14 protein-coding genes are annotated in these 13,662 nt (G+C 70.5%); 9 read left to right on the top strand and 5 right to left on the bottom strand.

What is annotated here, in order from left to right:
• Nucleotides 1–56: 56 nt before the first annotated feature.
• Both KCQ71_RS21645 and KCQ71_RS21640 read right to left on the bottom strand, forming a co-directional pair.
• Complete coding sequence (locus tag KCQ71_RS21645; protein WP_223410086.1) at nt 57–1,172, bottom strand: winged helix DNA-binding domain-containing protein; 1,116 nt, start codon at nt 1,170–1,172, stop codon at nt 57–59.
• A gap of 45 nt (nt 1,173–1,217) precedes the next feature.
• Nucleotides 1,218–2,105, bottom strand: a complete 888-nt coding sequence (locus KCQ71_RS21640; protein ID WP_223410083.1) for a LysR family transcriptional regulator — start codon at nt 2,103–2,105, stop codon at nt 1,218–1,220.
• Between the two features lie 104 nt (nt 2,106–2,209).
• On the opposite strand from KCQ71_RS21640, the gene KCQ71_RS21635 reads away from it, so the two are divergent.
• The 7 genes from KCQ71_RS21635 to KCQ71_RS21605 are packed head-to-tail and all read left to right on the top strand — an operon-like array spanning nt 2,210 to nt 10,336.
• Entirely contained in the window at nt 2,210–3,196 is a 987-nt protein-coding gene (locus KCQ71_RS21635) for a hydroxyacid dehydrogenase (protein WP_223410065.1), read from the top strand.
• Entirely contained in the window at nt 3,193–4,377 is a 1,185-nt protein-coding gene (locus KCQ71_RS21630) for a mandelate racemase/muconate lactonizing enzyme family protein (protein WP_223410063.1), read from the top strand. Before KCQ71_RS21635 ends, KCQ71_RS21630 begins: the two co-directional genes overlap by 4 nt.
• A 5-nt stretch (nt 4,378–4,382) precedes the next feature.
• Entirely contained in the window at nt 4,383–5,267 is an 885-nt protein-coding gene (locus KCQ71_RS21625) for a sugar phosphate isomerase/epimerase family protein (RefSeq protein WP_223410060.1), read from the top strand.
• A 50-nt stretch (nt 5,268–5,317) separates the two neighbouring features.
• The gene (locus KCQ71_RS21620) at nt 5,318–6,319 is read left to right on the top strand and encodes an ABC transporter permease (RefSeq protein ID WP_223410057.1); all 1,002 of its coding nucleotides are present in this window, start codon (nt 5,318–5,320) and stop codon (nt 6,317–6,319) included.
• Entirely contained in the window at nt 6,316–7,203 is an 888-nt protein-coding gene (locus KCQ71_RS21615) for a carbohydrate ABC transporter permease (RefSeq protein WP_223410054.1), read from the top strand. Before KCQ71_RS21620 ends, KCQ71_RS21615 begins: the two co-directional genes overlap by 4 nt.
• A 50-nt stretch (nt 7,204–7,253) precedes the next feature.
• On the top strand, nt 7,254–8,897 hold the full coding sequence (locus tag KCQ71_RS21610; RefSeq protein ID WP_223410052.1) for an extracellular solute-binding protein: 1,644 nt from the start codon (nt 7,254–7,256) through the stop codon (nt 8,895–8,897).
• 59 nt (nt 8,898–8,956) lie between these two features.
• On the top strand, nt 8,957–10,336 hold the full coding sequence (locus KCQ71_RS21605) for a BNR-4 repeat-containing protein (protein WP_223410049.1): 1,380 nt from the start codon (nt 8,957–8,959) through the stop codon (nt 10,334–10,336).
• A gap of 6 nt (nt 10,337–10,342) precedes the next feature.
• On the opposite strand, the gene KCQ71_RS21600 is transcribed toward KCQ71_RS21605, so the two are convergent.
• The 3 genes from KCQ71_RS21600 to KCQ71_RS21590 all read right to left on the bottom strand — a co-directional run bounded on the left by KCQ71_RS21600 (nt 10,343) and on the right by KCQ71_RS21590 (nt 12,058).
• A complete protein-coding gene (locus tag KCQ71_RS21600; RefSeq protein ID WP_223410046.1) occupies nt 10,343–10,909 on the bottom strand; it encodes a 23S rRNA (adenine(2058)-N(6))-methyltransferase Erm(C) in 567 nt (188 codons plus the stop codon).
• Between the two features lie 69 nt (nt 10,910–10,978).
• Nucleotides 10,979–11,446, bottom strand: coding sequence for a DUF6463 family protein (locus KCQ71_RS21595; protein WP_223410044.1), 468 nt, complete (start codon nt 11,444–11,446; stop codon nt 10,979–10,981).
• An 87-nt stretch (nt 11,447–11,533) separates the two neighbouring features.
• Nucleotides 11,534–12,058, bottom strand: a complete 525-nt coding sequence (locus KCQ71_RS21590; protein WP_223410040.1) for a DUF3995 domain-containing protein — start codon at nt 12,056–12,058, stop codon at nt 11,534–11,536.
• 95 nt (nt 12,059–12,153) lie between these two features.
• Here KCQ71_RS21590 and KCQ71_RS21585 point away from each other — a divergent pair, with 95 nt between their 5' ends.
• Together KCQ71_RS21585 and KCQ71_RS21580 are read left to right on the top strand one after the other, a co-directional pair.
• Nucleotides 12,154–12,873: a dienelactone hydrolase family protein gene (locus KCQ71_RS21585; RefSeq protein ID WP_223410037.1), complete on the top strand. Its 720-nt coding sequence runs from the start codon at nt 12,154–12,156 to the stop codon at nt 12,871–12,873.
• An 18-nt stretch (nt 12,874–12,891) separates the two neighbouring features.
• Complete coding sequence (locus tag KCQ71_RS21580; protein ID WP_223410034.1) at nt 12,892–13,602, top strand: LmeA family phospholipid-binding protein; 711 nt, start codon at nt 12,892–12,894, stop codon at nt 13,600–13,602.
• The last annotated feature ends 60 nt before the right edge of the window (nt 13,603–13,662 follow it).

Below are 13,662 nucleotides of genomic sequence, written 5' to 3'. Positions count from 1 at the left end.
GCGCGGTCACCACGTTCCGAGCCGCGGGCCACCGGGGGAATCGCACGCTCGGCGGCTCAGGGCAGCTCGGCGTAGCGCCGTTCGATGGCGGCGAGGTCGCGCGGGCCGAGTGAGGCGAACGGCTCCGGGTCGATCCGGGCCTTCGCGCCCGTGCCGGCGCGCCTCCAGGTGGCGATCACCTGGCCGCCCTTGACCACGGTGGACCGGAACATGCCGTTGCCGCCGGGCACGATCCGATCCTCGAACTCCTTCGGCACCGTGAACGTGCGGTCGGCGTAGCCGAGCACGAACTCGTCGAACCCGGGCAGCAGCCGGAGCCGGCGCGCGTCGGCGCGGTGGTCGGCGAGCAGGTCCGGGAGCGCCGGATCCATGAGATGTTCGACGCCGTCGAGGTCGACGGCAGTGAACTCGCCACGGACGGCGGCCATCCCGGCGCGGGCGTCGGTGAGGCTGAGCGACGCCCAGCGGGCCAGGTCCCGGTCGGTGGCCGGGCCGTGGCTGCGCAGGTAGCGGCGGGCCCACTCGGCCAGGCCCTGGTCGCGGTCGAGACGCACCGGTTCGGGGATCCAGTCCTGGTAGCCGACCACGAGCTGCTCGGTGCCTGACAGCGGCCCGAGGACGAGCGTGGTCTCCTGACAGAGCTGGCCGAGCAGGTGCACCGCGGTCTGCGACTGTACGAGCAGGCCCGCCGCATCCCAGAGCCCGAACAGGTCCGACCGGCGCAGCCCGGCGGGACGTGTGGTCTCCTCACCGCCGGCGACAGCGGCCGGCGCGGGCCGCCCGGGTTCATCCGCGAGCGCCCCGAGGGCTACCTCCCGGGCCTGGTCCAGAACGGTCTCGGTGATGCCCAGTTCGGCGCGACGGCGCGCGGCACCGGCGATCATGCGCGGGCCGGTGATGCCCAGCATCCAGCCGAGATCCTCGGCCGGCACCAGGTGCAGCGTCCCACGCATCGGCCAGGAGCGGACCACCTGCCCCGAGGCCAGGGCGACCTGGACGGCCTGGCGAGTTCCGCCGTCGACCCGCAGTGCGATGGACGTGAGGGCACCCGGAAGGTCCTGCGCCTGCGCGGCGCCGAGGTGACGCACCGCGTCCGCCGGCGTCGCGAGACGTGGACCGGCGAGGCGCTGCGCGAGGAGGCGGAGCAGGGCGAGGTCCCGGCGCGTGAGCATGCGTGCGAGTATGCCAAGGACCGCCGACAGCCGGCCCGGTCGGGGTCAGGGCTGCAACCGGGCTCGAAGGTAGGCGATCACGTTGATGAGTGCGGGGTTCATCGTGTCCCGGCGCCAGCAGGCGTGCAGCGAGACCTGTGGCGACGGGCCCACCACGTCCCGGTAGATCACGCCCTCGAAACTCATCGCGGCCGCGGACCGAGGCACCACGGCGACACCGCGGCGAGCCCGCACCAGGGCGAGCGCCGTGGACAGCTGGGAGACACGTTGCGCGGCGACGAAGTTCTCGCTGCCGAGCAGCCGGACGCACAGGTCGTGCAGGTAGTTGGTGCCGTCCTCGGCGTACTCGAGGATCGGCTCGTCGATGAGGTCCGCCGGGGCGATCGGCCCGTCCGCCTGGGCGAGGTGATGGCCGTCGGGAAGCGCCACGATCAGCGGCTCGGCATGCACGGGTTGGGCCTCGAGCTCCTCGGTGGGCACCGGCGGCCGCACCAGGCCGAGGTCGATCCGGCCGTCGGCGAGCGCCTGGAGCTGTTCGGTCCCGCTGAGTTCGACGAGGGCGACCTCCAGCTGCGCGAGCTCGAAACTGATCTCGGTGAGCAGCGGCTCCAGGATGCTCAGTGCCGCGGCGCTGATGAAGGCGACCTGGATCCGGCCGGCCTGGCCCGCCGCCACCCTCCGCGCCGTCTCCGGTGCTCCGTCGGCAAGGGAGAGGATGCGGCGGGCGTCGCGCAGGAACACGTGCCCGGCCACGGTCAGTTGCACGCCGCGCGGACCGCGGTCGAACAGGGACACCCCGACCGCACGCTCCAGCGCCTGGATCTGCCGGCTCAGTGGCGGCTGGCTCATCAGCAGAGCCTCCGCCGCGCGGCCGAAATGACCGTGCTCGGCCACCGCGACGAACCCGCGGAGTTGAGCCAACGAATACATCATGCGCAAAAGGTATCAAGCGATGCGAAAACGGCCTTGGACGAGTATCGCGATCACCGCTTAACCTCCAGTCAGCCGCCACCTCGTTCAGCCCCAAGGAGACCTGCGTGATCAGCCTTTCTGCCGTGATGACCCCTGCCCGAGCCGAGGACGTGTGCGCACCCGCCACCCGCGACTGGCTGGAGACCAGCTTCGCAGTGCGCTGGGGTAGCGCTGAGCTCGGCGCTGCCGAGGTCGCCGAGCTCGTCAGCGGAGCCGACGTGGTGCTCACCAGCTGGGGCACGCCGCACCTGGACACGGCGCTCCTGACGGCGGCCGGCGCCCCGAAGGTGGTGGCACACGCGGCCGGGTCCGTGAAGCGGCTTATCGACGCCGACGCGATGGCGGCGGGCACGGCGGTGTTCTCGGCCGGGGAGCGGATCGCCCTCTCGGTCGGTGAGTACTGCCTCGGTGCGATCCTGACCCTGCTGCGCCGACTGCCCGAGCTCGATCGGGCCGTCCGGGCCGGCGGGTGGAAGCAGCCGCAACTGCGTGGCTCGGAACTGACCGGGCGCACCGTGGGGCTGGTCGGCGCGAGTTCCACGGCACGCGCGCTGATCCGGCTCCTCCGGCCGTTCGCCGTCGACCTGTGCGTGTACGACCCGTACCTCACCGCGGAGCGGGCGGCCACACTGGGGGTGCGCCAGGCGTCCCTGCTGGAGGTGATGGATGCCGACGTCATCTCCATCCACGTGCCGAGCACACCGGAGACCGAGGGCCTCATCGGCGCCGACCTCATCGGCGCGATCCGCCCGGGCACCGTCCTGATCAACTCCGCTCGTGCCGCCACACTGGACGGCCCCGCCGTCACCGAGGCGATCCGGCAGGGCCGGATCCTCGCTGCCCTCGACGTGTTCGAGGTCGAACCGCCGACCCTCGCTGCCGAGCTGTTGACCGCCCCGAACGTACTCCTCACCCCGCACGTCGCCGGGGACACCGTCCAAGGGCACGCGGACCTGACCGCGTTCGTGATGGCGGACGTCACCGCATGGCTGCGCGACGGCACCCGGGGCACCTCGTTCGTCGACCCCCAGCGTCTGGCGGTCAGCGCGTGAGCGCCGTGCAGACGGCTCCCCGCGCCGAGACGCCGCGCGTCAGCAGCCGGATCGCCACAGTGGAGGTGTTCGCCGTTCCGGTGCCGTTCAAGCACCGGTTCGTGCTCGGCAGCGGATCGGTCGGTTCGGCCCACCAGGACGGCGACGTGCTGTTCGTCAGGATCACGGCGGACGACGGACAGGTGGGCTGGGGCGAACAGCGTGCCCTCCCGAGCTGGAGCCACGAGACGATCGAGACGATGGCGGTGATCGTCCGCCGGTACCTGGCACCGCTGCTCATCGGCACCGACCCCACCCAGGTCGAGGCGTTCCATCGGCGGGCAAGCGCACTCCTGAGCCCGTCGGTCTCCAGCGGCTTCCCGTTCGCACGGGCTGCGGTGGACATCGCCCTGCACGACCTCGCCGGCCGGGTGCTCGGACTGCCCGTGCATGCCCTGCTCGGCGGAGCCACCCGCACCGAGCTACCGCTCTGCTCCGCGATCGGAGTGGACCCGCTCGACGTGATCCGCGACCGGGTGCTCGAGTCCAGCGCGATGCACGCGTTCAAGGTGAAGATCTCCGGCGATGTCGCTGCGGACGCGGCCGCGGTGCGCACCGTCGCCAGCCACGCCGACGGCAAGCCCATCTGGCTGGACGCGAACCAGTCCTACCGGCCGTCGGCCGTGCGACAGCTCCTCGAGCAGATCGAGGACGTGCCACACCTGTACTGCCTCGAGCAACCGGTCCCGAGCGTGGACTGGGGCGGGATGAGACGGGTGCGGGAGATGATCGACCTTCCCATCGCCATCGATGAAGGCAGCTTCAGCAGTGCCGACCTGGCGCGGAGCGCGACGCTCGACCTCGCCGACCTGGTCGTGGTGAAGGTCTGCAAGTCGGGCGGCCTGCGCGCGGCACAGCGCACCGTGGCGGTGGCCGAGGCGCACGGACTCGAGGTGCTCGCGAGCGGCCTGACCGACTGCGGAATCGGGTTCGCGGCCGCCCTGCACCTGTTCAGCCTCGTCGACCTGGCGCTGCCCGCCGAACTGAACGGTCCGGAACTGCTCGCCGAGCTGTTCGTGGACGGGCTGCAGATCACCGACGGCGTGGCGCAGGTTCCGAACGGTCCGGGGCTGGGCATCGAGGTCGACGAGGACCGGATCCGGGCGCTGGCACGGCCCTTGAACTACGGAGAGCAGGACTGATGGCGATGACACAGCATGGACACGGAGCCGTGGCCCCGGCGGATCACCAGGCGGGCGTGCTGTCCCGGGACCGGGTCACCTGGTCGGTCTTCGCCAAGCCGTGGGCCGACCTCTCCGGGGCGCAGCTCGGCACCCTCGTCTCGGACATCGGATTCGCCGGGGTCGAGATCCCGGTGCGGCCGAACAGTTTCGTCACCCCGCAGCGGGTCGAGGCGCGCCTGCCCGAGTTCGTGGCGCAGCTCGAGGACTCCGGCGTCGTCCCGATCAGCGTCGCCGCCGACCTGACCGAACCGACGTTCGCGGCGTGCCAGGCCTCCGGCGTGCCGACCATCCGGGTGATGGCACCGATCGAGGCGGACGGCTACATCGCATCCGTGGCCCGGTTCCGGGCCCAGTTGCAGCAGTCGGCCCGGTGGGCCCGCCAGTACGGCGTGAAGGTGGGCGTCCAGCCCCACCATGGCCGGTACGTGGCCTCCACCGCGCAGGTCCTGGACCTGCTCGACGGGCTTCCGCATGCTGACTTCACGCTGATCTGGGACGCAGCACACGACGCGCTCGCCGGCGACGATCCGACGCTCACCCTGGAGATCGCGGCGCCGCGCCTGGACATCGTGAACCTGAAGAACGCGGTCTACCGCCAGCTCCCGCCGGAGCCGGGCCATGACTCCGCCGACCGGACCCGCACGCAGTGGCGCTCGTGGTTCGTGGAGGGCGCGGACGGCTTGTCCGACTGGTCGACCGTGATGACCCAGCTGCGCGCACGCAACTACGCCGGCCCGGTCTGCCTGAGCGCCCAGTACACCGCGCCGGACGGCCCGCTCGCCGAGGTCGTCGCACGGGACCTCGCGCTCGCCCGCCGGCTCTACGAGAGCGCCGCCGGACCGGTCTGACCGGCGGCGCCTCCCACCCATTCGTCGACCCGCATCCAAAGGAGGAGAGCGTGAGTCACACCGTGACAAGACCCGTGCCGGCACGCGATCGCAACGGCCCGGCCGGCCCTGAGCCGTCCCCGAGCCGGTCACCACGGCGCAGCACCCGCTGGCATCACCGCTTCCATCGCGACCGTGCCCTGATCCTGATGGCGCTGCCCGGCCTGGCCCTCGTCCTCGGGTTCCACTACCTGCCACTGGTCGGGAACGTCATCGCGTTCCAGGACTACGTCCCGTTCCTGCCGTTCGGGTCGAGTCCCTGGGTGGGCTGGCAGAACTTCGAGATCATCTTCAACGGCGATCCGGCGTTCCTGCGTGCGCTGCGGAACACGTTGGTCCTGACCCTGGTGCAGGTGCTGTTCGTCTTCCCCGCTCCGATCGCGCTGGCATTGCTCCTGAACAGCCTCCTCTCCGAGCGCGTGAAGCGGGTGGTGCAGTCGATCCTCTACATGCCGCACTTCCTGTCCTGGGTGATCGTCGTCGCGGTCTTCCAGCAGATGGTCGGCGGCAGCGGGCTGCTCAACAACACCCTGCGCGCACACGGCCTGGACCCCATCTCGCTGATGGGCAACTCCGACCTGTTCGTGGGACTGCTGACCACCCAGGTCATCTGGAAGGACACCGGATGGGCGACGATCCTGTTCCTGGCCGCCCTCTCGCAGATCGACTCCTCGCTCTACGAAGCGGCCAGCGTCGACGGCGCCTCCCGGACCCGACAACTCTGGCACGTGACACTGCCCGGCATCCGCGGCCTCATCATCCTGCTGCTGATCCTGCGCCTCGGTGACTCGCTGACCGTCGGTTTCGAGCAGATCATCCTGCAGCAGCAGGCCGTCGGGCTCGCAGCGAGCGAGGTCCTGGACACCTACGTCTACAACAACGGGATCGTCGGTGGCCAGTGGGGCGTGTCGGCCGCGGTCGGCCTCGTCAAGGGGCTGGTGGGCGTGCTCCTCGTGCTCGGCGCCAACAAGGTGGCCCACATCTTCGGCGAGGCAGGGGTGTACAAGTCATGAGCGCAACACGTCGCCTGGATGCCCCGCCGATGCCGGCGCGCGTCCTGAAGGGCATCGCCCTGACGGTGATCTGCGCCCTCGTGATCATCCCGTTCGTCGGCATCCTGTCCACGAGCGTGGCGAGCCGCGAACAGGTCAACGCGGCGGGCGGGTTCGTCCTGCTGCCCTCGAGCGTCACCCTGGACGCCTATCGGTCGATCTTCGCCGGCGGAGTCGTGTCGCAGGCGATGCTCGTCAGCATCGGGATCACCCTGGTCGGCACCGCGGTGAGCCTGGTCGCCTCGACCATGCTCGCCTACGCCCTCTCCCGGCACGGCTCGTTCGGGCAGAAGCCGATGCTGATGCTCGTCCTGCTGACCCTGCTGTTCTCTCCCGGGATGATCCCGAACTACCTGGTGGTCAAGGAGTTCGGGCTCCTGGACAGCTACTGGGCGCTGATCCTGCCGACTGCCCTGAGCGGCTTCAACGTGATCGTGCTGCGGGCCTTCTTCATGGGGGTCCCGGCCGAGCTGACGGACTCCGCCCGGATCGACGGTGCCGGACACCTGACGATCTTCACCCGGATCATGCTCCCGCTGTCCAAGGCCGTCCTCGCCGTGATCGGCCTGTTCTACGCCGTCGGGTACTGGAACGCGTTCTTCAACGCGCTCCTGTACATGAACGACTCCAGCAAGTGGCCACTGCAGCTCGTCCTACGGACCTACGTCGTGAACAACGCCGAACTCGGGGCTTCCGACCTCGGCGCCACGGTTGACGTGGTGCCGCCCCAGGCCTCGGTCCAGATGGCCATCCTCGTCGTCACGATCGTCCCGATCCTGATCGTCTACCCGTTCCTCCAGAAGCACTTCGCCAAGGGCGTCCTCACCGGAGCAGTCAAAGGCTGACTGCCCGGTGCAACGACGGCCCGACCCCCCGGAAACGAAAGGAATGCACCATGAGCAGTTCCATCTCTCGTCGCACCGTCCTACGTGGCGGCCTCGGAGGACTGGCCGCGCTCGCGGCCGCCCCGGTCCTGGCAAGCTGCTCAGGTTCATCGAGTGGCGGTGACGACCCTTCGGCAGCTGCGTCCGCAGCCGCCTCGGTGTTGCCGAGCTACATCCCGTACCAGGGCGTCCAGCCCGACATCACGGGCGAGGGCGGCATCCCGAACGTGTTCTTCGCCTACCCGGCCGACCCGCAGCCGGCCACCACCGAGAAGCCGGGCGACGGCAGCCCGATCTCGGCATCGATGGGCACGTTCGCCCCGATCCCGCCCACAGCCGACCGCAACCCCTACTGGGCCGAACTGAACGAGCGGGTCGGCTCCGAACTGCAGCTGTCCATCACCCCCGGAGCCGACTACCCGCAGCGGTTCGCGACAGCGGTGGCGGGCGACAACCTGGGCGACATCTTCAACGTGGACGATTCGCTGTCCCAGCTACCGCAGTTCCTCGAGGCCAAGTGCCAGGACCTCACCGAGTTCCTCGCCGGGGATGCGATCGCCGACTACCCGTTCCTGGCGAACCTGCCCACCGACTCCTGGCGGGGCACCGTGTACAACGGCAGGCTCTACGGGCTGCCCGTGCAGCGAGGCATCACCGGGTCCCAGATCATCTTCACCCGGGACGACCTGTTCGAGGCCCGCGGCGTGGATCCCTCGTTCGGCAGCCTCGACGAGTTCCTGCAGCTGTGCCGCGACATGACCGACACCCAGGCCAATGTGTGGGCCCTCACCGAGGTGCCGTTCGTGGTCCTCCAGGCCATGCTCGGCATCCAGAACGAGTGGATGGTGGACGCCAGCGGATCGTTCACCCACGCGCTCGAGGTCCCCGAGCAGAAGGATGCCCTGGAGTTCGGCCGGAAGCTGGTCGAAGAGGGTCTGGTCCACCCGGACGGCGTGGGCGGTGCGAACGCCGACGCCAAGGCCTGGTTCAGCCAGGGCTCGGCCGCCGTGATCGAGGACACCTACACGGCCGTGGCCGGGTTCTTCGCGCGGAACACCATCGGTGACGCCTACCGACTCGGCCTCCAGGTCGCGCCCGGTCCAGACGGTGAGCCGGCCCCGATGTGGCAGGGGATGCCGAACAACTCGTTCACGTCGCTCGCGCAGGCCGACCCGGACCGGATCAGGATGCTGCTGAAGGTGCTGGACTGGCTGGCCGCCCCCTTCGGCACCGAGGAGCACCTCTTCCGCAGCTACGGCATCGAGGGGGTGACGTTCGAGTTGGACGGGACCGAGCCGGTGCTGAACCAGGACGGTCTGGCCTATACCGCGAACGGCGCGTTCCCGGTGGAGTACCTCGTCGATGCACCGAAGGAGACGTACTTCCCCGGCATGCCCGACGTCGCCCAGGCGGTGTACGACCACCAGGCCGTCGCGGTGCCGGCGAGCTCGCTGACCGCGTCCTGGGGCCTGTACTCGGAGAGCCAGGGCCGCGTCGGCGGACAGCTGTCGACGATGCTCAACGACGCCCGCAACGGGATCCTGCTCGGCCGCGAACCGGTGGACTCGTGGGACGACACGGTCGCGTCCTGGCGATCCGGTGGCGGGGACGACATCCGCGCCGAGTACGAGGAGGCCTACGCCGCCCAGCAGTGACGCCTGCCGGAGGGCCTGCCGGGCCGGCCCTCCGGGCTCCCTTCGTGAAAGGACACGTCATGGCATTTCCGATCTCTCGACGACAGTTCCTCGCCATCGGCAGCGGCGCCACGGCAGCCGCTGCCCTGCCTGGGCGGTTCGCGGCGCCCGCGTTCGGCGCACCGTCGCGGCCGGCCGCCCGCGCAACCACGCCGCACGAGCGACTGGACGCGCGTGTGGTGGCCCCGTCGGCCGCGACCAAGTCCGACCGGCGACCGATGGCCGGCGGCGTCTACGATCCCCGGTCGCAGCAGACGTTCATCAGCTGGATCGGAGCGGCGTCACACCCGTACGTGGCCGCGTACTCCCACGTCACCGGGCTCTGGTCGGCCCCACGCCGCGTGGGTACGTCGCCGTTCCCCGACGCGCACAATTATCCGGCCATGGTCCAGGCCGACGACGGCGCGCTGCTGGTCTTCCACGGCGCGCACAACTCCACCCAGCGCGTTGCCAGATCCAGCCCGCACAGCGTCGATGGGCCGTGGACCGACGCCGAGATCCCGCTTGCGGCCTTCTCGAGCTACCCGATGCCGGTCAAGTCCGACTTCGGCGACATCTACCTCTTCTACCGCCAGACCTCCCAGTTCGTCGATGAGGAGGCCTTCACCGATGATCGACCGGTTCTGTACCTGGTCTCCCGCGACAACGGGCGCACCTGGGTTCGGGGCGCTCCGGACGCTCCCTGGGCGATCGGATCCGCCGGACGTGCTGACAATCTGAACGAGGTCTACCTCGGTCAGGTCCGGCACACGTCAGCGCATGGGCGGTCACCGGAACGCTTCCACCTGGTGTGGACGCTCGCCGGCGGTGGGCCCGAGGTCCACGAGCACGACCGGTACCACCGCAACCTCTACTACGCGGCATTCCACCCGGACGACGAGCACTTCTACAACGCCGCCGGGACCGATCTCGGCACCTGGATCGACGGGGAGACGATGGAGGCGGCCACCAAGGCGGTGCACTCCGAACTCGAGCGCGCCAAGCCTCTGAGCCGGGACATCGGCTACACGCACGTGGTCGGCGAAGTGGCGGGTCGCCCGTTGCTGGTGTTCAACACCCAGGACGCGGACACGAAGGTCATCAACTCGGCGGTCTGGTCCGGTGGCGACTGGTCGGTCCACGAGTTGGGACGCGACCTGGGGCTGCTCGAACTCGAACAGGTCAACCCGGCGATCACGCGCCTCTACATGGTGCCGCGGGACCAGCCCGTCGGGGTGCAGACGTACCTCCTCCGATCCGGGCGAACCTGGACCGCCGAGCAGCGCATCCCGACCAGCTCAGCGATCACCAGAGCCTCCCTGATCCCGGGTGCGGAACCCCAGGTGCGGCTGATTCTCACCGCCCGTTCGGCCGGCACCGAGGTCCCGGAGGCGGACGTCTGCGTGATCGGCGCACACTGACACCGGTCAGCGCGGCGCGGGACGGCGCCGCGATCCGCGGCGTCGGCGCGGCGACCTGACCCGGCGTAGCACCAGCACGGCGCTGTCGTCCCGCGGTGGCGGGTCGAACGCCCGAGCCGGCACGTGGGCGCCGATCTCGGCGGTGAACCCGCGCGGCGGGGCGGCCGCGTACCGGTTCGCCATCCACCGGGGCACCACGAGGTCCGCCCGCCGCAGTGCCGAGTCGCGCTCGGTGAGCCGCCGCACCAACGCGGCGGCGGCCGCATATGGCGGGTTCGCCACCACTCGGAACGGACGGTGGGGCAGCGGCACCTCCAGCATGTCACCCTCCACCACCGTCACCCGGTCATGACCGGCGACGGCGTCGCGGAGCCGGTTCACGCGGCCGGCATGCAGTTCGACGGCGATCACCCGGGCCCCGCGTGCCGCTATCGGCAGCGTCAGCGCACCGGTCCCCGACCCGAGGTCCAGGACGAGGTCGGTGTCGAGGACGGCGATGCCGTCGAGGATCCGTTCAGCCCAGGTCTTGCGGAGTCGGTGCCAGCCCCATCGTCGTTGCCCGTTCCCGGACACGACGCACCATCATGAAGTAGTTGCCCATGGCCGCCACGGTAGGTTCCGCCGGCGGGTGCGGACAACGGATTATCGGAGCGCCGCCACCTGGGCGTGGTGGTCCGGCACGCGGTCGCGGCGACCGAGCACGGAGGACGCGATGAGCGCGACCGCCGGGACGATCCCGAAGAGGAAGCCGCTCGGACCGATCAGGGCGATGGCGGTCACGACCCAGGCCAGCAGCACCCAGCCGACGTAGCCGGGCAGTCGCTCGCCGCGCCGTCCCAGCCGGACGGTGAGCAGCCCGAGCAGAGCCAGCACCGGCACGAAGCCACCGGGTAGGGCCCAGAACGTGGCCAGCGAGAGGGGGTCGGGGTCCGACCCCCGGAGCCCGCCGGCGAACCACTCGGCCCAGTACGGGTGCACGGCGATGGCGAGGGTGTGGAGCACCGCGATCGCGACCATGGCCCAGCCGGCGAAGACAGTGAGCCGGCGTGCCGTCCGGGTGGTCCGAAGGGCCTGTGGTGCCCGTGATCTCTGAGGGGTCTGCAGGTTCATGCCACCACGCTCGCGAACCGCGGTGCGGTGCGCACCCCCCGGTGCGGGGACACCTCTCCCCCGCGCGGGGGACCACTGCCGTGACGGTCACGACCGACCCGAGTCATGTCGCGGTGCCGAACGCCGCTGATATGACCGCGCGCAGATGGCGAGCGCGCTTCCGATCCCACAGAAGGCGGCGACGGCTGCTGCCGTGAGCCAGCCGGTGGTGGCGGCGGTTCGGTCATCGTTCGAGCCGGCGAGTGCGACGACCGCCGTCAGGGTGCCGTACGGGACGAGGAACGCCGCGCCCGCCCAAGCCGGCCCGAGCACCATCCATCGCGGCAGCCGCATCCCCCAGGGCCGGATCAGTGCGACCAGCAGGACCGATCCCACGAGAGCGAGGATGGCGGTGAAGTCGATGCCGTGCCGCTCCAGCCAGATGATCGCCTCGGGCGCACCGTTGCGCCGGAACTCCGTGGCCAAATCGAAGCCATCCCTCAGTCCGGCTCGACCGCCCATGGCCCAGTAGGTCTTGATGAGCGCGTAGGGCAGCAGCGAGGCGATACCGATCCGGGCGGCCCACCGAACGGCCGGCGGTGCGTGGGTCGTCTGAAGAATCCGGGTGGTCATGCGAAACACGCTCGCGAGCCGCGTCGCGGCGCACATCCCCCGGGCCGGGGATGTCCCTCCCCCACCCGAGGGTCGGTACCGCTACCGTGACCGTCATGACCGACCCGACCCATGAGGTCCGCACCGTACCCACGGGCTCCGGTGACCTGCCTGTGCACAGGTGGCTGCCGCCGTCGGGCATCGGCCCCGGCCTGCTCCTGCTGCAGGAGATCTTCGGCGTCAGCGAATACATCCGGGACCGCGCAGCGGACCTGGCGCGGGCCGGGTACGTCGTGTACGCGCCGCAGCTGTACTGGCGCCTGGACGCCGGCGAGGTGGACGACGATGACCCGGACCAGCTCGGCAAGGGCATGGCGCTCGCCCAGCAACTGCCGTGGGCGGACGCCCTCGCCGAGGCCCGCACGACCCTGACGGCGTTGCGCGCGGCTCCGGAGGTGAGCGGCGGCGTCGGCGTGATCGGTTTCTGCTACGGCGGCGGGCTCGCGTTCAACGTGGCCGCCCTGGAGCCCGTCGACGCGCTCGTCTCCTACTACGGCTCCGCGCTGCCGAACCTGCTCGATCTGGCGCAGGCGGTCGGCAACCCGAGCCTGCACCACTTCGGGACCGAGGACGCCTACATCCCGCTCGACGTGGTCGAGAAGATCCGCGCCGCCGTCACCGCGGACAACGACCGTGCCGAGTTCCACCTGCACGAGGGCGCCGGTCACGCGTTCGACAACCCGAACCCGGCCTTCCACCACGCGGGGGCCTCCGCCGCCGCGTGGCCGCTCACCCTCGCGTTCCTCGACGAACACCTCGGCGCCTCCCAGGGTTGATCGCCTACCGTGGGCACCATGTCCCGCGGATGGAAGATCCTGCTCGGCACCCTGGTGCTGCTGGTCGTGCTGCTCGGCGTCGCGTTCGGCGTCGACCGGTACCTGGTGGCGCAGACCGAGGCGCAGCTCGAGGAGGAGATCACCACGTCGGTGCCGGAGCTCTCCGGTGACATCGAGGTGGAGATCGGCGGCTTCCTGTTCCTGCCGCAGGTCCTGGCGGGCCGGCTCGAGGACGTGCGGTTCACCGCCGCCTCGGCCACCTATCAGGACATGACGTTCCAGGACGTGGACGTGCGACTGCTCGGCGTGAGTACGGGCGAGCCGCGCACCGTCGACGACCTGGACCTGCGGATGACCCTGCCCGTGGAGACGCTGCAGGCGGCGCTGGCCTCCTCCGAGGACGTGCCCGAGGGCGTCGGGATCGATGTGGTCGACGGCGAGCTCGTCGCCACGGCGAACCTGCTCGGGCTCCCGATCACGGTCGGCCTGGAGCCGGTTGCGAACGGGAACTCGATCAGCGTCACCCCCACGAGCTTCAGCATCGCCGGCGCAACCGTGTCCGCCGAGGACATCCCCGGGAACCTGATCGGCGACCTCGGCGGTCTGGACGTGCCGCTCGACCAGTTGCCGGAGGGCATCGAGATCACCGAGGTCGCCGTGCTCGACGGCGGGGTGCAGGTCTCGATCACCGGCACCGATCTGGCCCTGGACGCCCTCTCCGTCGGCTGAACGACGCGAGCGCTGCACGGCCCGCAACCCGCCGGGTGGCGCCTCGGGAGCGGGCGTCGG

It is taken from the genome of Occultella gossypii (assembly GCF_019947135.1).
GTDB lineage: Bacteria > Actinomycetota > Actinomycetes > Actinomycetales > Beutenbergiaceae > Occultella > Occultella gossypii.
This window is presented reverse-complemented; position numbering and strand designations above follow the sequence as displayed.